Source organism: Leptospira inadai serovar Lyme str. 10 (assembly GCF_000243675.2).
In the GTDB taxonomy this organism is placed as follows: domain Bacteria; phylum Spirochaetota; class Leptospiria; order Leptospirales; family Leptospiraceae; genus Leptospira_B; species Leptospira_B inadai.
Genome location: NZ_AHMM02000025.1, coordinates 791,189 through 808,260, shown reverse-complemented (window position 1 = coordinate 808,260; position 17,072 = coordinate 791,189). Strand labels below are relative to the sequence as shown.

Genomic DNA, 17,072 nt, shown 5'->3' with positions numbered 1-17,072 from the left:
TCGCTTACCTTATAACGCCGGACGTAACGACGATCTTTCCGGTACTCTGTCCTGTCTGAAAATATTTCACCGCCTCCGGAAGTTCCACAAACGAATACATTCCACCGATATGCGGAGGCTCCAAATTCAATTTAATCATATCCTTTATATGCCGAGAAAGTTCGCTTATCCGATCGTACAACCAAATTAAATTAAAACCCAGGATCGCCTTATTATCGGAGACCATCTCCATCGGATCCACTTTGGGACGAGTCAGATATTTCCAGGCAAGAGAGAGCCAATTGACTCGATCTCCTTGGCTCATGAAGGACGCCGAGCCGTAAACGATCATTCGTCCCATAGGCGCCAATGCCTGATAGCTATCCTGAAAGATTCTTCCGCCGATACACTCCAAAACTAAATTCAATTCCCGTCCGCCTAAAGCGGTTTTTAGCTCCTGAGGGAAACTAGACGAGCGAATAATCCAGGAATCATATCTTTCCTTTTCTAAAAGCGAAATCTTCGAGGAATTGCCTACCGTCCCCACGGTCCAGGCTCCGAATTTTTTAGCAATTCTGTTCGCATAAATTCCTACACCTCCGGCAGCGCTATGGATCAAGACCGTCTGACCTTTATGAAGATTTCCTAAAGGAAGAAGAGCATAGTATGCCGTTAAAGCTTGAACTAAAAAACCGGCCCCCTGTTCATAAGACCAACGCGGCGGGAGTTTATAAATGTATCTTTCATCTATATTTAGATGGTCGGCATACGCGCCGAAGCGGGAAACTCCCATGACTTTGTCGTTTTTTCGGAATAATTTTACTTTCTTGCCGACAGCTATCACCTTTCCTGAATATTCCAAGCCGGGAATAAACGAACCTTTCGGAGCGGCGCTGTAAAGTCCTTGGATGGCAAAAATATCCGCAAAGTTCAAACCTATGGCATGAACTTCCACAGTGACTTCGCTTTCTCCCGGGTCGGAAAGTTCTTCCTCCCGTCTTTCCAAATGATCCAAAGATCCTTTCGTATCGACTCTATAAACAGTGCGGATCATGAGGGCATTTTGCCGGGTATTTTGATATTCTTAAAGGAAAAAAACTGCGAAGTAAGATTTCTTTCCGAACTTCCAGAGCGATCGGCTATCGTTCAAGATCGGATCCTAAACCTTTCTTCATTCGATTCCGGATGCCCATCGGAAAGGAAACAAACGTAAAAATCTTGATACACGACCCATCAACGGCTCTTTTCAATCCTCCGCTGACGGGTTATCGAATCTAAAAACTATTTGGACGGAAAAATTTCCTGTAGAAAATTCCGTAATTCGATCCAAGAGCGATGATCCGCCTTTTCGTTATATGCTGCGCCCTTTGAATTATCGTTTCCGGCTTCCTTAATCGTGAAGGAATGAACGGCTCCCCCGTAGGAAACGAATTGCCAGTCTATCTTTGCCTTTCTCATTTCCTCTTGAAATGCGGCAACTTCTTCGGCTTTAACGAACGGGTCATCGGCACCATGCATCGCCAAGACCTTGCCTTTAATTGCGTTCGATTCTTCCGGTTTCGGAGTCGATAAACCGCCGTGAAAACTGATCGTACCTTTTAGAGGCGCCCCTGTACGGGCGAGTTCCAGGGCTGCGGTTCCCCCGAAGCAATAGCCGAGAATCGCTAAATTATCGGCATCGACATTCGACTGACTCTTTAAAGTGTCTAAGGCCGCCTGGGCTCTGGCACGAAGTAATTTTCGATCACCCTCTCTGAAGGAGCCGGCCAATTTAGCCGCCTCTTCGTTCGACTTCGGCCTTATTCCTTTTCCGTAAATGTCCGCAGCAAAAGCTACATAACCTAGAGCCGCAAGTTGTTTTGCCCTTGCTTTCGTATTTTCACCTAAACCGAACCAATCGTGGACGAGAATGATTCCCGGAGCCTTTCTATCCTTTCCTTCGGGATAAGCCAAGAAACCTTCCAAAGTCGTATCGCCTTGCTTGTATTCTACGATCTCGGTCTTTACTTTTGCGGATACCGAGCTTGCGATAAGCATCAGTATGCCGAATATTATTAAGATATTTTTCATGAATCGTTTTTCCTTTGGGGAACCCCATTTCGGATAGTTGATAGACGGACCGTAGTAGGAAAAATGTCGGAGAAAAATCGAGTCTTTTTGAAAATATTTAAGAGAGTTAAGTAATTAAACCAAAGGATTAGAGGAAGTGACCCGACTTAGAAATAAACGACTCGCATATCGATTCCGCCGTGGGTGACATGAATCGTTTCCGCCCGAGTTCCGATTCCTCGCAAAAATAAAGACCAGGAGTCCTCGTCGGGACAAAGAACGAAACCTGAAATTTCCGCCGGGAGTTGCCACCAATCCTTTAAGACTTCCGCCAAATGTCTGAATAGATTTTCGGAACCCGGATTTTTCATTCTCAAACCGTAAGGCGGATTGATCGGCATCCAAAGTTTGGAAGGTTTACCGAGGGAAGACCATACTTCCTTCGGAGAAAAGGAAAAGAAGTCTCCTGCGTCTCCGGAAATGCTGAGCTTAGAATCCGACTTGCTGGTCCGAATGAAATTCTGAAAGTCGGAACTCCTTTCCTCCAAATAGGAAAAAATTTCGGACTCTTTCTCGTTCCACCAGACTCGAAGTGAAGTCCCTTCTCCCTTCTCGCCGATTCTTTTTCGTAGAAATTCCCATGTGGATTTCGGAAATTCTTCCAGGTCTTGGAATAAAAAAGTTCTGTCGTAATGGGGAAATCCCATGCCTAACAAAAGAGAACTAGCTTCCCAAACGAAAGTTCCGGATCCGGCAAAAGGCACAAGGACCACATCAGGGTCGGAAAGAATCTTCTCCAAGCGACTCAGGAGAAAAACGGCAAGGTCTTCGCGTAAGGGAGCCGATTTGGAAAGAGGGCGAAAATTTCCCCGTTTAAAAAGAGGCTCACCTGCAAAACTTAAGGAAAGAATCAGGTCGTCTCCGATGCATAAGGCGTTTAATTCCGTATCATTAAGCGACCCGGTTTCCCCCGCTTGCGGATATGCTTCCGACCAAAGAGATTGAAGATCTTCTCTCGTGATTTCCGTTCGTCCTCGTATTTGCGGATGAAAGCGAACTTCCCAGCCCTGAGGTAAAAGCTTAGCCTCGCGTAAGGACTCGATCAATCCGGAAAAGCTAAAATCTTCCGACAAAAAAAACTTACCTAAGTTAAGGCGAATATCCCGAAGCCACGGAATTCTTACTAAAACTTCCAGAGCTTGACGAAAATTAGATTTTTCTAAAATGAATTTTTCGGGGAAGACCGTGAAACTCGGAGTATGAGTTCTCGGCAAAAAGGGGCCACCGATAATCGATTCCAATACTTCCTCGGTTGCTTTTGCACAACCGGGAGGCAAGAGAAATTCCCAGCGTTGCGGTCTTCCGGGCTTCCATTTGGGAAATTTCCAATCCATAAGGATTACTTTTTCCGACTCTCTTTCTAAGCAAAGGGAAAAAGGAAAATTCCGAGCAGAGGACGAAAGACAGAGGACAGAACATTGATGAGCAGGGTTTCCATGTTCTTCAAGAAAGATTCCTGCGTTACAGGGGATTTTTCCTCTACTTCTGTAACTTTTCCAACGTCTAGCAGCTACTGTCGTCTGTCCTCTGCTAGGAATTTATTTTGCCAGTAGAAATTTCTTATAGTTCTTTGCATTCCGTCTGGCTCGGATTTGCTCCAATAGTAAATTTCCGAAAAGGAAGGACGGAACCTTCGGGTTCTTTCCTTTTGCCATTCTTAGAAATTGGATTCTTAAAGCGGACATTTTTGACAATGAATTGAACGTGGGATTCGAAAGGTCCGGAATATCTACCCTTACGCTTTCGATCTTACCGGAAATTAATTTAGAGGCGCAATCCGGATCTAAGGCAAATGGCGCTCCTATTCCGATCATGTCGACCGCTCCGGATCGAATCGCATCTTCCATAATCGAACGCGAACGAAATCCGCCGGTGGCCATAAGCGGCATCTTCGCGGACTTCTTCGCTTTCTGTGCGAACTCCAAAAAATAAGCTTCTCGAGGACTAGTTCCTTTTTGGGATGCTCCTTGCATTGCGGGAGATTCGTAGTTTCCGCCGGAAATTTCAAGCAAATCGATTCCGGTTTCGTTTAACATTTCTATAACCTTGATCGCATCCGCTTCTTCGAAGCCTCCCTTTTGAAAGTCGGCCGAATTCAATTTAACTCCGACGCAAAACTCTCGTTTGGTGGTCGAGCGAATTCCTTTGACTATTTCGAGTAGAATTTTCGCCCTATTTTCCAGACTTCCACCCCATTCGTCGGTTCGAAGGTTCGTTAGAGGAGACAAAAATTGACTCAGCAAGTAACCGTGAGCCGAATGAACTTCCACTCCGTGAAATCCCGCCGCTTCGGCAAGTTTTGCCGCGGAGACAAATCGTCCGATGATACGTTTAATTTCGTCCGACGTTAGAGCTCTTGGAATCCCGAAAACTTTTGCAAGAAATCTTCCCGGAATTTGGACCCGCACGGAGGACGGCCCGACCGGGGTCTCCGCAATATAACCGAAGACCTGTCTTCCAGGGTGATTGATTTGCATCCAAAGCTTAGATCCTTCGGCTTGGGCGACCTCCGCTAATCGTTTAAACGGTTCAATATTTCCGTCCCGAATAATTACGTTACCGGGTCCTGTCAACGCGTTGCGATCAATCATCATGTTTCCTGTAATCAATAACCCGGCTCCTCCGCGGGCCCACCGTTCGTAAAGGTGAAGCATATTCTCTCCCGGAAGAAAGTTTTCATCGGCAAGTCCTTCTTCCATGGCGGCTTTTGCGATTCGATTGGGAAGTACTGAGCCGTTAGGAAGTGCTAGCGATTGCGCCAAAGCAGAAAGAGAATCCATGGAAAACTCCGAATATGAAAAGATTTCCTACCCATCGGTATTTATTAAGTAAAATTCGTCAAATTAAAATTCCTACCAGTTGGTATTTATTTTTATCAATCCTAGATTTCGCATTTGACTAGTTGGATCTAAATTTTAGAAAGAACGGAGAAAACTATGTCTAAGAATGTCGGTTGGAAGAAACTCCCGGAAGGAATTCGAAGAGAATCCATACTAGAAGGGGCCATGCGATGCTTTTTCAGTAAAGGATTCGAAAAGACTTCCGTTCAGGACATTGCGGATGCTGCAGGATTGACCAAAGGAGGCATCTATTTCCACTTTGAAAGTAAGGAGGACATCCGGGACACCTTGATTCGAGAATTTTTGAATCTGGATCGTTTCGGATTCCGAGAACCGGAAGTCGCCGCATTACCAGCTCATCTTCGTCTAGGCGAATACCTGGAGCGACTTGCAAATCGACTCGCCATCGATGGGAACTGCTCGCCGCGCTTATTTGCCGAGGCAACCGCTAACGGCGGAACGATGGAAGACGAAATCATCGCTTTTTACGATTCTCTCGAAGCGATCTTTACCGCCACGATCGAAGAAGGTCAAAAAAAAGGGACGTTGGTCGCTACCGTTTCCGCTTCGGTTCTAGCTCGCACTATCTTAGCGGTCTTTGACGGTTTACAGATTCAATCCGATATTTCCCCGACCCGCAGAGAATTGCAAAGCCGGGGACGAGATGTTTTGCGTTCCTTCTTTAAGAATTTACTTTTTGTACACAAACCGGACTGCGATTAATATCGGCGCGTTAATCTTATTGCTTCAGCGCGGCGACTCCAGCCCTGGCGACTTGACCATCCTGAGTCGATTGGGCTCCGGAAACGCCGATTGCACCGATAATTTTTCCATCCATGAGAATTAATTCCCCACCTTCTAAGGGAGCAATTCCCTGAATGGCAAGGATTCGTAATCCTATTCCGCCGTTTGCAATCGCTTCCTCCAGACTTTTTGAAGGCCTTTTAAAATTATTCGCAGTCGACGCTTTCAATTTTGCGACTTCGATCGAGCCTAATTGGGTTCCATCCAATTTTTGAAATAAAACCAAATTTCCGCCGGCATCCACGATTGCGATCGCCATCAGCCAATTATTTTTCTTTGCCTCCGCTTCCGCAGCCGCCATTACCTTTTTTGCCTGCTCTAAAGTAATCGGATTCCCGTAAACAACCGGTTGTGATTGCGCAAATGTCATTTTAGATCCTCCTAATATAACCGCGATAAGCACCGGAATTATTCTTATCTTCTCGAAAAATTTACTGACTCTTGCAAACATAGAGATACTCCCCGAACGGATCTTTCGTATATCACCGAATACGAAAAGACGATTCGATACTTTTAATCTTGATCGTTTCGCTCCGTTTCCCCTTGCAGGAAAGGACCGAAATTGGAATTGGCGGGAAAAATTCTCGCTAAGCTCGAGAATTTCCGAAATTGAGAAATCGACGAAAGCCTCCGTCGATCGTTTTTAGAATAGGGATCGAAAAAGAAAAGTCAACTGAAAATGTTTCATTGAACGAGTATTGTTAAATGTAGAGGACTGACGGGGGGAAGTCTCCCCCGCGCTGCAGCCGCACACACGCGTCTTCCGCTGCCCAATTGAGCGACCCTGAGGGAGCGAGATTCCCGAAGGGTGACTGAACGAAGTGAAGTCAAATTTTCAATCAAACAAACTGCATTCGAAACAGAGGACAGAGGACTGAAGACAGACGCGTTCGCTTCGCGCCCGCTAGACGGAAGCTGCTCGAAGTTCGAAAAGCAGTATAGGTATATGAAAGATCTACTATAACATAAGAATCTTTCTCCAGAACATGGAAACTCCGCTCACCAATGTTCTGTCCTCAGTCTTCTGTCTTCTGTCCTCTGAAAGACAGAAGCTGCTCGAAGTTCGAAAAGCAGTATAGGTATATGAAAGATCTACTATAACATAAGAATCTTTCTCTATAAGATGGAAATTCTGCTCATCAATGTTCCGTCTTCTGGATGCGACGATCTTCCTTTATAATCTCCTGTACAGAATGATCGGTAAAATTCCCCGCCCTTTTGGGCGGGGGCCGGAGCGAAGCGGCGGAATTGCCTTATTTCACAAAAATCGCGAGAACACAAGCATTTTTCATTTTGAAATTCGTGGTGGAGCTCCCACAGAACTTTCGAACAGAAAATAGTTGCAATATTTCTAATTTTCTGAATGTAGCCCCGAGATCCGTCTTCTCCAAACTTTTTTCGAATTATTTTCTAAAATTCGGGTGAAGCAAACTCTCCTAGATTTTCCCGAGAATGAATCGAAAATCTATATTTTCTTTTTCCGATCTGTTCCGGATTGTACCAACGAACTTCATAAATCGCCATCCCGTCACCGGCGTTTCCGATTTTTTTTACTTCAATATCAACGCCACGATCATTAACAACTTCACCGTCGGATAAGAGAGGTTTCCATTCACCGCCTTCGTCTTTATATTCAATCGACACTAGAGTTTCATGGAGTGAAATTTTCGAAGACCCGACATCAGTGTATCGGAAAACCCAATGCTTTTCTAAATTTTCTTCGGCAAGAATCAGTTGCGGAATCTTGACGGCCGCTCGGTTTCCGGAAAATGATTCCGCAGATGGATAATGATTCTTTGCGTCGAGCTCATACTCCCAAGCGGCAGGAAAAGATTCCTTTCCACCTGTCGAAGGCAAATTCTTGGTGAGGTCTACCAAATGAGCCTGCAAGAACGGTTGTGTTCCCGGGCCATAAAGCGTATGACCTCCTTCATAATGCTGACGTGTATATTCTTCCGGAGTCGTAACATATCCGAAATAGCCGTTTGCACAGCTAATGACGGACGCATTCTTAATCGGAGACCCGTTCGCTTGGACCGCAGCTTCCACAAATCGTCTACCGGATTCTTTTGTGACTTCGAACGGTAAAGGTAAAAGTAATGTGTCTCCGATTCTTACGGATTGAAACAGAAGTTTATGAGGAAATTTTGATTTAGGCAAAACGATCGGTTGCAAGTATTTGAATCCTACTATGCGTTTATGACCTTGGCATCCCCCGGTAAAGAACCATCGAGGCCATCCTTCCGCAAAAAAAGGAGCCCAGGAAAGAATCGGAGTCTGACCGTCTTCGGCTCCACCCGTCAATGCGGTTCCGACGTACGGTCGATCACAAATCTCGGCTTCTCCGAATTTAGGTTCTTCATATACGTCGACTTCTTTAGAATTAAACGAAATGCTTACATCGGAATGTAAAGAATTACCTAATGAATCAAAAAGATCTAATGCACGTTTTCCGATCGCCTCTCCGATTCGTTTCGATTCGATAAAACCCTGCATCGATTCCCGGTAGTCGGGCGAATTATCTCCATGCGTGGAATTATTCAAGGCGTGAATCGGATCCCAACTCGGCTTATAATCGAGGCGAATCTTCTTTTCCAACATTCTTTCCGGATACGCAAAAACATCCGCATTTACTACTTCCGTAGAATCAGGTATCGTAGTTCCATGAACTGAAAAGGTACTAAACGCTCCAAGAGGTTTAAACTTACCGTCCTTATCCTGAGCATCGATTCGAATCATGACCAATTCGGGATTAATCGTTTGATATTGAATCTCCGGCTTCAATTCGGTGAAACCCGAATTTTTATTCGCGCGGTATGCATCCAAAGATCGATTTCGAGTCAGTCCCCAAACCAGGGTTTTACCGGAACCGATTTTTGCCGGTCTCGCGCTCTTGTATGCTTCCTGAACAGCCATCGTTAACCGATCTAAAACGAATTCCGTCCAAGCCTTGTCGAATCCCGGCTTGTTCGATGCGAATTCATTATAAAAGTTATTATCGTAGAAATTGGCCGGGGCTGAATGAGTATGCGTCCCGGCGAATACGATTCCACCAAAGGAAATATCCGTAGCGGCAGCGAGTCTTTCCGCAAGTAAATGATGAATGAGTAATGATCCCGATAAAAGATCGCTCTGAATTAAAACGATAGGATCGTTTGCGTCCTTTTTAATATAAAAAACCCGAGCATAGATTCGTGTACGAAATCCTTTTTCGGTCTCCGCCAACATCGAATATCCTGCTAACGGCATTCCCGGCGGAGGGGTCAGGTCGATCTTAGAAGCCCCTGCGACAAGACCTTTTGTCTTGGACGAGGCCTCGGGTTTTTTATAGGTAATTTTATAATGCGCTGTACTTCCACAGGCAAGCAATAGTAAGGCGATTTGGATTATGACCGCGACTGCAAGAAACCACGGCTTTCTTTTTTGATTTTGAACGGTGTTCATTCCCCCTCCGGGAGCTGGTTTTTCAACTAGATTTAAGGAAGTCATTGCTATCACAAGAACCGACATTCGGCAAGGACTTTCGATTGAAAGAAGAATACTGATCCGACTTACAAATCAATTATATCCTCCTAAGAAACGGAGGGATTTCGAATCCAGGGAAGAAAAGAAAATCCGTTTTCAGCAAAATCAAGAATACAAAAGAAATTACTGGGAAAACCCAATGGCTTGAGTTCTCTCGAAACGGACACAATCATGCAATAATTTGTTCTATGAACTCGGCGGGTCTAAGATAACCGAAAGACAAGTACCTGCTCCTCCCCTCTCAGGAATATGCTCGGACCTACTCGGATTATACTGATCCTGGAAAAAACCGCTAAGCATGGGTCCGCAATTCCATTTTTTCTACCATTGCGAATATTTTAAAGGTTATTAGAAATGCTGCAAGTGGGACTAACGGTATTAAATAATTGGCACCTTCCCAATCTGCAACATTCCACGAACAATGATAAATCAAATCACCCATCGAGACAAAAAATAAACTCGGAAATAGAGCAATAAAAATTGCACACGGTAGCATGCTAATCTTTTGCTTAATTATTATCAAAGAAAGGAAAATGCAAACTAAAGAAAAAAATGTGGCTGCATAATATTCTACGGGAGACAGAAATGCTTGAGATTTCTTTAATAAATGAAGCGGTGTAAAAGAGGACGGGTTATTGAGATAAATCAATGTTGCAGGTAAGAAAGCGATTACTGCAGTTATCAAAACAAAGTAAACGATACTCTTTCGCCAATAAATATAAACGAAAAACGAGAAAATCGGAATTAGAACGATAAAATTTACGCGAGTGCTACTTATCAATCCACAAACAATAGCCGAAGTGATCAGCCAGCCGATTTTCTTGAATTGAGCTGCCTGCATCAGAATTAACACTGACGCCAGGATCCCGCAGCCGATAAAGATAAGATCGCTTCCGACAACGAGCAGTTCTAAAATTAAAATACAGGAAAGGAACATAATCAAAAAAGTTCCGACAAATTTCCAACTATTCGTTATTAAACGAAGTAGAGTAGTGAGAAGTATTATTGACAAAGGCCCAACCAATTCATATATCCCGATAAGCGCGAAAGGAAGATGAGGAATAAGGACGCCCGGCCCCGGACTACATGGATTCCCAAAATAAGAACGGCTCAAATAAGGGTTTTGTAAATTCGAGAGAAGTCTGGTTCCAAGAATCACGCAATCATCTTGATCGGACCCTCTCATTTGGTATTTCAATCCATCTGCAATCGGATAAACCAAATAGGTGACCAAGCAAATCAAAAAGAGAATGGATACGATTAGTAATGGGTTTCCGAGAAGCTTGCGAATTTTATCCGAAATCGGACTAAAGGCAATTAGGAAAATAGAGAAATAAACGAGGCCAATATACGTAATCGATAAAGTGGTCGAGAAAGCCGGGAAATACTTATAAATAATCCTCGTTCCCGGGATCGTAATAAAAAAAATTAATATCGCATGCAGTGCTAAGACCAAATTGGGGTTTGCTAGGAAGGAAATTAATTTGTTTTTCATTTTTTTCGAAGTTTCTAACAAGCTTATCCTCCACGAAAACTGATTTCAAAAAAGACTCGAAAATATTGGATAGACTACTATTTTAAATAGTAGCCGCTTTTTTTCAAACTAGCTTATTCAGGTAAAGGCAGGATAAAGACAGGACGGTTGGAATCAAGATTTTTATTGAGTTTCTTTATTTTGAACGGGAGAGAACGGGATCGAAAATTTTACAGATCGCGCTTGCGATTCAAAATGACTACCGCATATTTAAAATTCTCGAACGATTATTGAAAAACAGGATCGATCTAAACAGGCAGGGCATTATTGTAAGGCGCCTTTTATCTTCTTCTATCCTCACGGGGGTCCTTCTTTTCTTGAAAATTGTTTGATCGCAATCTCAATCGGTTAGAGTGCCTTTCTTTTTAACTTCAGACGCACGAAAATTCGGGAGGTTATCGCTTAAAAACGAACATCTATACTTTAGAAATATCTGTTCCGCGAACAAGTGGTTTGCTAGGCCGTTAAGGCCGACTATGCGCCAGTTTAAACAGACTCAAAAATAAATACAAAACGAGCAAGATCAAGAAAATAGACCAAAGAATCCAATAAACAATTTTTAAAAAAGGTCTATATTCAAGAATTATATAATTCTTACCCGAATCCAGGAAGGCACCCATCAGAAAACCATCCACATTATAAAGATCCTTCTTAATCCCGTTTATCTTCAGGAACCAGCCCGGGTAATACCAGTAACTCATCGTTAAAAAACAAGGAGGCCGGGTACAAGTAGCTTTAATTTCAATTTTTCCATTAAAATTTGAAATGGAATGGGTCTTAACTATATTATTCGTAAGGGAATTGGGAATTTTATTTACATAGGCGTTATCCATTAAATCTTCAATTCTTTCATCCGCGATCAACTTTTCGATTAAGTTAGGCCGGGAATCTTTCTGAACGGTTTTAGGTGAAAATATTAATCCTTTAAAATCAGCGTTTTCTAGCTTAACCCCCCAATTCGTTGCTTCTAACACTTCCCAACGATCTTCTTTGCCTCTTCCAAAATTCTCAAACTCGAGCATGGAATCTTTTGCTATGTATAAATATCGTACTCCAAGCAAATTTAAAAAACGCCTATTAAACAATTTTTTTCGTTTTTCCCATGAATCATCGCCAAAGATTCCAAAAAGAGAATTATTAACGGATCCATATAGAATAAGACCGATAGGATTAGGAAAGATCGATCTTTGATTCATAGAAGGTTTGTGCGATGCGGTTCCGACGTTCAAGCCCCTCAATGTCGTATCATTTAAAAGCCAGAAAAAATTCTTAGTTATGGCCAGAGATCGATCGTTCCCTTCTTGCATTTTCAAAGAATCGATCATAAGCAGATTTTTTTCTTCGGGTCTATCAAAGAATTCGAATTTATATAAGAAAGGAAAGGAATAGGCAAATAGTAAAATGAATAGTAGCCCCAAAGAAATTTTTCGAGTTAAAGTATATTGATACGGTATGAACGGCAAGAGTGCCGGTAGAAAATAAAGAGCGTCCGCAAGAATAAAATCCTTACTAGAAATGAACCCCTTAAATATCCCGATCAGTAAAAGCAGTACGATTACTGAAACGAAACTCACGAACCATCGCGGTGGATAATTTTGTGTCTGAGATAGGTAGCTGTGTATCCCAAAGGATCCGACTACAGATAATAAAAAGCTATATTCCAGAAAATGCTTAACCACCCAATGAGATAGCTGAAGCACCGGAATTTTAAATAATACTCCCGTCACAAACTGGCTTAAGAAAAAAACGTCGCCCAAGAGCCATAAATATACAAACGCAAACGAACCGCACCAGAACGTTTTATATTTAAATTTTTGCAAAAGTGCAAAAAGAAAGAAAACACCAATTACACTCGATACGTAAAAGTATTTAGCCGATTGAACCGGTTCAAAAAAATTCCAAGTTCCCGATACTTTGGGGAAAATAAACCCGATTAAATAAGAATACCAGGGCGCACCTCCCCAGATAAAATGTTCGTAATCATCATTGTTCGTGGAATATAAGCCATTCTTAATTAATGACAGGGATTCATATAACACCGGAACCGATAATAGTACGGCAAAAAAGAGAATTCCGATCCCGATATAAACTGGAAAAAACCGTTTAAGCATTACGGCTCTATAAATTAAAAAAAAGCCGATCAGCAACCCTGAAAAAACTGCATATTCAAAATAACCTGAATATAGTATACAAGAATACGCTAATACAGCAGGAATCAATGAATGCCAACGCCTTGTACGGCAGGCCTTATATGTGCAAAAAAATAATAACGGCAAAAAAGAGAAGCCTGGCATCATCGTTATCCAAATTCTAGAGAAGGACAAAAATGCGCCGCCCGTCGCATAGGAAACACTTCCTAGGAATGAAGCGAAGGAAACAATCCCGAGGCTTCGAAGAAATAAGTACATAGAAAATAATGAAATAAAAATGTGAATGATAAAAAACGCGCCTAGGATATCGGACCTACCGCCTATTAAGTATGAGACATGCAATACGGGATAAAGCGCCATACTCTGAGAATCGCCGAGTAAAGGCTGTCCCACTGAACTGTAGAAATTCCAAAGAGGTAAATTTCCGTTAAAAAGCTGCGCACATGCCTCGATAAATAACGGACGGAAATATCCGATATTATCGTCATGGGATACGAATTTCGTAAATGTTTCCAGAAATGGGAGAACAATCGCCCAAAAGCAGACTGTAAGAACTCCGATACCGATTAATTCTTTTTTAGCGAAAAGGCTCTTCTTTCGAATTTGTTTTTTAAAATTGAACACGCTGAAACTACTTTTACAAATCGGTTTACTTTATAAGATTCCAATATCGCTGACTAAGAATAAAACTCTGTCCAGCAATCAAACTGTTTTTTAGAAATTCGGGCCAAAATAAAATGGTTACGGAGAGCACAAACTCCTAGATCTTATAATACACGAATAATATATTGAACTGACTTTGATGCGGGAGTTGTTTCATTGGCTATTCTTGGAATTCCTGCGGAGGCTTAGGGATTAAAGTTCACTATTCAATTTTATGAATCCGAATCATGCAAATAGACAAATCTATTTTTTTGTAGCAGAAAAACTCGCTTGGCGAGCAAAAACCGCATTCAATACGGGTATTTTAGAAATAAGATAATCCAATTTTCCGAAAAGACTCCCCTTTCTACCGGTAAAGGTTGTTCTTAATTCAGGATGGAAGAAACATTCGGAATATTTCACAGTAACTTTACTTTTAAAAACTTGTGAAAGAATATTCTTTTGATTCTTATTGGCCCGAGCAAGGTAGAATTTATTCGGCATTTCGCCTTCGATATGATATTTTTTTCCAAATAGGCTAAAAATAAAACGGATCAACGGGGTTTTAAGTAGGGAATAGTTCACGAAAATTCCGCCGACTTTTAAAATGCGGTACGCTTCCTCACACGCCCGTTTAAAATCGGGAATATGTTGGAATGTTTGCACCGTCCAAACCGCATCAAATACTTGGTCGGGAAAAGGCAGGGAAGTAGCGTCACCATGAACAAGAAAGACTTGGTCGCCGATTAACGGGCCCACCATCTTTTTTGCATGCACCAGATTTTCCCGGATAAAATCTATGATTACTATGGAGACATCCGGTCTTACGTTTTTAATGTTTCGCCAATGCCATCCCCAGGCCCCACCGATATCTAAGATGATCCCGTTTTTGGGAATCTTTCGTAAAAATTTTGCTACCTCAAGATCCATTACGGGAATAGAGTGACTTGTTGAAATCGCAAAAAGATAGTCCGTATACTCCTGCGCCGCGACTTCGCTTCTTAATTTGATTTCCTCTAGTTGGATACTTTTGGGTAGATCCGAGGAGTATACTCCGTCTTTGCTATCCGAGAGAAACTTGAAAATATCTGCTTTTTCCAACATTTATGATACTTTTGAAGGCAAGTTCAAATCAGCAATGATTTTTAAAATAATTTAATCGTGCGAAATTTTTAGGAGACTATCCTATTCGAAATCTAAATAATGCGTAGCAATTACAGCATTCGTGCTTAAAAGACAGGGAATATTGTCTATAGAAGGATAAACCAGAAGACTTTCCTTGCAATAATAACTACCTCTGATAAATTGCAGTGGGGCTTTAGTAACTGGACATGCAAAAGGATCAGGTATCTCAGGTCCTATATTATTTTTTTCAATAATAAGGAGACCTGTTGGATTTAGCGGATTAGAACAATAGTCGAATAAACGATGCTCAATAACTTTATATCCTAATTCGTCTGCAATATTTCTCAAGTTTTTAACATATCCCAATCGAGTCATCCTTGCTCTTGCTTCTTCGGAAGCAAATTCAAAGGACGGCTCTAACAAAATCAGATATTTTCTAAACCTTTAGAGGCACAAAACTGTTGAGCATATTTAATTCTCGACCATGCGATATCGAATCCAAAGACCGCCTTCGGTTTATTTTTTAGTTTAGGGATAACGTTGGCGAGTGTTGTAGCTTCTCCGACTCCGATTTCAATTATAGACTTAAAATCCCCGCATTGATTGATCGCTTTCGCGATCGAGGTAGTATAATTTTCTATGTATTCAGGATTTTCATTAATATATTTTATATAGCTACCTGCTTGAAAATCATAACTTATCGCAATTGCTTCAGTGGAATTGTTATCAGATTTAGTCTGATTTAGTCTGATTTTTAATATAATCGAGAATGTTCTTATCTTCGGTAAAAAGTTTTCTGATTTCTCTTAATTGTTGGATTATATTCATTATTTAAAAAAGCCTATCTTAAAATTTTAACAAGAAAAAGATTATAAGCTCTCAAATTGCTTCACTCAAAGGGTTTAGTTAATTTTTTACAGTTGAAAGAGTTGTTTTCATCCTAAAAATGAAAGCATTAAAAATAAACGATTATCCTCTTTCATAATTCCACTTTGAAGTGAATCTTCTTTCTATCCGATTAAATATTTTTTTATGCCTATTTAAAGCAAGAAGTATATGAAGAGTCCCGCCAAAAGGACGCGGTCAGGTAGTAATTTTCTCTATGAATCGGTAGGGATGCTGCGATAGGCCATCCGCCATCTTTACGTGATCCTTTCCTCGGCACTAAACAGGAGGAAGTTCGTTCATTATTGGAAAAGAGCTGGACTTTGAAGTCGAAGCGACTATTGAAATGACTTGATCGTCAAGGGGGCCGCTCTTGAAATGCCCCCTTTTTAAGACCGGTGAATGGGTTAAAATTCCCTCGTCTTAAATATTCCTCAGGACTAAATTCTCCGAGTGAACGATGCTGCCGTTACGAATTGTAGAAGATTCTCCACTCTTTGAAAAGCCGTTGGACCTCTTCAATAGTTTCAGAAGACCACTGCAATTATATTACTCTAATAATATACTGTACTGCGGTGGAAACGGGAGAAGTTTCAGCACCAGTCCTAGGAATCCCGTTCGTTCCGTCGATTGTAGGGTCAAGAATTGATACTCCATTTTGGCCGACCCTGGAACTTCCCGTCCCGAAATAATTGTCGGGGTGAACTAAACTTGCTGAAATTCCGTCATTAGCATGTCTATGCCCCTGAAACATATCCTGATTTTCCTGCCCGATAGCACCGCCATCATAATTCCCGCCGGCAGCCTTCGCCCTCGACGCATGCTGTCCTGATCCTCGCGCAAAGACTCCTCGACGATCCGGTAGCGTAAATGTGGTGGAACCATCGCCGAAACCGTATTGGATATGAGAGATCAGGTCCCCGGTTTGATTGGAAGTCAATGGGATGACTGCACCTCCCGGAGTTAAGGAGATTTGAAAGTCATTGGCCGTGGGATTAACGACGTAATACGGTGTATTCGTCGTAATTCCCCCGCCGGTAAAAGAGAATTTTACCAATTGTCCCGCAATCAACCCGTGCGCCATCGATTGAACTTTACCCGTTGCAGGCGTTAAGCCCGAAATCGTTCTATGAATTAAAGTCCACAAAGCGGAGAACGTCGTCCTCGATACTGCTTGTCCATTCGCGACCAAAAAATTTGCCGGAATATTCGGAAAATCGAACTCGATCACACCGCCTAACGGCACCGCCACTTGAGAAATCGTATTGTTCAAAGAATCGATTTGAGCCTGCAAATTCGCGATCTGCGTCTGTAACGAATTATCATTCGCGTAAAGAGACGTGTATTCCGCATCAAAAAACAAACCGTCGTTCGGAGTCGACCGGTCCCAGGTTCTCGTTTTATTCGGATTGGGGATGGACATGATAAAAATATCTCCTTACGTACGGTACCGTAACGTACTGTTAATGTGTTCTAGGC

General features: G+C 42.2%; 12 protein-coding genes. 1 reads left to right on the top strand and 11 read right to left on the bottom strand.

From position 1 onward, the window contains the following. Window positions 1-4 precede the first annotated feature (4 nt). The 4 genes from LEP1GSC047_RS19550 to LEP1GSC047_RS19535 form a co-directional block, all read right to left on the bottom strand. The gene (locus tag LEP1GSC047_RS19550; protein ID WP_020988978.1) at window positions 5-1,033 is read right to left on the bottom strand and encodes a synaptic vesicle VAT-1 family membrane protein; all 1,029 of its coding nucleotides are present in this window, start codon (window positions 1,031-1,033) and stop codon (window positions 5-7) included. Window positions 1,034-1,260: 227 nt separating this feature from the next. Beyond that, window positions 1,261-2,049, bottom strand: coding sequence for a dienelactone hydrolase family protein (locus LEP1GSC047_RS19545; protein WP_010415751.1), 789 nt, complete (start codon window positions 2,047-2,049; stop codon window positions 1,261-1,263). Window positions 2,050-2,195: 146 nt separating this feature from the next. Next, window positions 2,196-3,422 carry a hypothetical protein gene (locus LEP1GSC047_RS19540; RefSeq protein WP_010415753.1) on the bottom strand — a complete coding sequence of 409 codons (1,227 nt, stop codon included), beginning with the start codon at window positions 3,420-3,422 and terminating at the stop codon, window positions 2,196-2,198. Between the two features lie 204 nt (window positions 3,423-3,626). After that, window positions 3,627-4,868, bottom strand: a complete 1,242-nt coding sequence (locus LEP1GSC047_RS19535; protein ID WP_010415756.1) for an NADH:flavin oxidoreductase/NADH oxidase family protein — start codon at window positions 4,866-4,868, stop codon at window positions 3,627-3,629. A gap of 156 nt (window positions 4,869-5,024) precedes the next feature. Between LEP1GSC047_RS19535 and LEP1GSC047_RS19530 the strand changes: the two genes are divergently transcribed. Beyond that, the gene (locus tag LEP1GSC047_RS19530) at window positions 5,025-5,651 is read left to right on the top strand and encodes a TetR/AcrR family transcriptional regulator (RefSeq protein WP_010415757.1); all 627 of its coding nucleotides are present in this window, start codon (window positions 5,025-5,027) and stop codon (window positions 5,649-5,651) included. Window positions 5,652-5,667: 16 nt separating this feature from the next. Here LEP1GSC047_RS19530 and LEP1GSC047_RS19525 read toward each other — a convergent pair whose 3' ends face one another. The 7 genes from LEP1GSC047_RS19525 to LEP1GSC047_RS19485 all read right to left on the bottom strand — a co-directional run bounded on the left by LEP1GSC047_RS19525 (window position 5,668) and on the right by LEP1GSC047_RS19485 (window position 17,016). Then, window positions 5,668-6,183, bottom strand: a complete 516-nt coding sequence (locus LEP1GSC047_RS19525) for a GlcG/HbpS family heme-binding protein (RefSeq protein WP_010415759.1) — start codon at window positions 6,181-6,183, stop codon at window positions 5,668-5,670. 959 nt (window positions 6,184-7,142) lie between these two features. Next, window positions 7,143-9,176 carry a neutral/alkaline non-lysosomal ceramidase N-terminal domain-containing protein gene (locus LEP1GSC047_RS19515; RefSeq protein ID WP_039935577.1) on the bottom strand — a complete coding sequence of 678 codons (2,034 nt, stop codon included), beginning with the start codon at window positions 9,174-9,176 and terminating at the stop codon, window positions 7,143-7,145. A gap of 373 nt (window positions 9,177-9,549) precedes the next feature. Continuing rightward, the gene (locus LEP1GSC047_RS19505; protein ID WP_146036894.1) at window positions 9,550-10,752 is read right to left on the bottom strand and encodes a hypothetical protein; all 1,203 of its coding nucleotides are present in this window, start codon (window positions 10,750-10,752) and stop codon (window positions 9,550-9,552) included. Between the two features lie 503 nt (window positions 10,753-11,255). Continuing rightward, window positions 11,256-13,565: a glycosyltransferase family protein gene (locus tag LEP1GSC047_RS19500; protein WP_020989218.1), complete on the bottom strand. Its 2,310-nt coding sequence runs from the start codon at window positions 13,563-13,565 to the stop codon at window positions 11,256-11,258. A 282-nt stretch (window positions 13,566-13,847) separates the two neighbouring features. After that, window positions 13,848-14,687, bottom strand: coding sequence for a class I SAM-dependent methyltransferase (locus LEP1GSC047_RS19495; protein WP_010415773.1), 840 nt, complete (start codon window positions 14,685-14,687; stop codon window positions 13,848-13,850). An 81-nt stretch (window positions 14,688-14,768) separates the two neighbouring features. Then, window positions 14,769-15,131, bottom strand: a complete 363-nt coding sequence (locus LEP1GSC047_RS21945; RefSeq protein ID WP_010415774.1) for a Trm112 family protein — start codon at window positions 15,129-15,131, stop codon at window positions 14,769-14,771. Window positions 15,132-16,137: 1,006 nt separating this feature from the next. Further along, entirely contained in the window at window positions 16,138-17,016 is an 879-nt protein-coding gene (locus LEP1GSC047_RS19485; RefSeq protein ID WP_010415776.1) for a hypothetical protein, read from the bottom strand. Window positions 17,017-17,072 lie beyond the last annotated feature (56 nt).

Coding starts and splice junctions, on each gene's coding strand:
- LEP1GSC047_RS19550 (WP_020988978.1), bottom strand. CDS start 1,033: ATGATCCGCACTGTTTATAGAGTCGATACGAAAGGATCTTTGGATCAT.
- LEP1GSC047_RS19545 (WP_010415751.1), bottom strand. CDS start 2,049: ATGAAAAATATCTTAATAATATTCGGCATACTGATGCTTATCGCAAGC.
- LEP1GSC047_RS19540 (WP_010415753.1), bottom strand. CDS start 3,422: ATGGATTGGAAATTTCCCAAATGGAAGCCCGGAAGACCGCAACGCTGG.
- LEP1GSC047_RS19535 (WP_010415756.1), bottom strand. CDS start 4,868: ATGGATTCTCTTTCTGCTTTGGCGCAATCGCTAGCACTTCCTAACGGC.
- LEP1GSC047_RS19530 (WP_010415757.1), top strand. CDS start 5,025: ATGTCTAAGAATGTCGGTTGGAAGAAACTCCCGGAAGGAATTCGAAGA.
- LEP1GSC047_RS19525 (WP_010415759.1), bottom strand. CDS start 6,183: ATGTTTGCAAGAGTCAGTAAATTTTTCGAGAAGATAAGAATAATTCCG.
- LEP1GSC047_RS19515 (WP_039935577.1), bottom strand. CDS start 9,176: ATGAACACCGTTCAAAATCAAAAAAGAAAGCCGTGGTTTCTTGCAGTC.
- LEP1GSC047_RS19505 (WP_146036894.1), bottom strand. CDS start 10,752: ATGAAAAACAAATTAATTTCCTTCCTAGCAAACCCCAATTTGGTCTTA.
- LEP1GSC047_RS19495 (WP_010415773.1), bottom strand. CDS start 14,687: ATGTTGGAAAAAGCAGATATTTTCAAGTTTCTCTCGGATAGCAAAGAC.
- LEP1GSC047_RS19485 (WP_010415776.1), bottom strand. CDS start 17,016: ATGTCCATCCCCAATCCGAATAAAACGAGAACCTGGGACCGGTCGACT.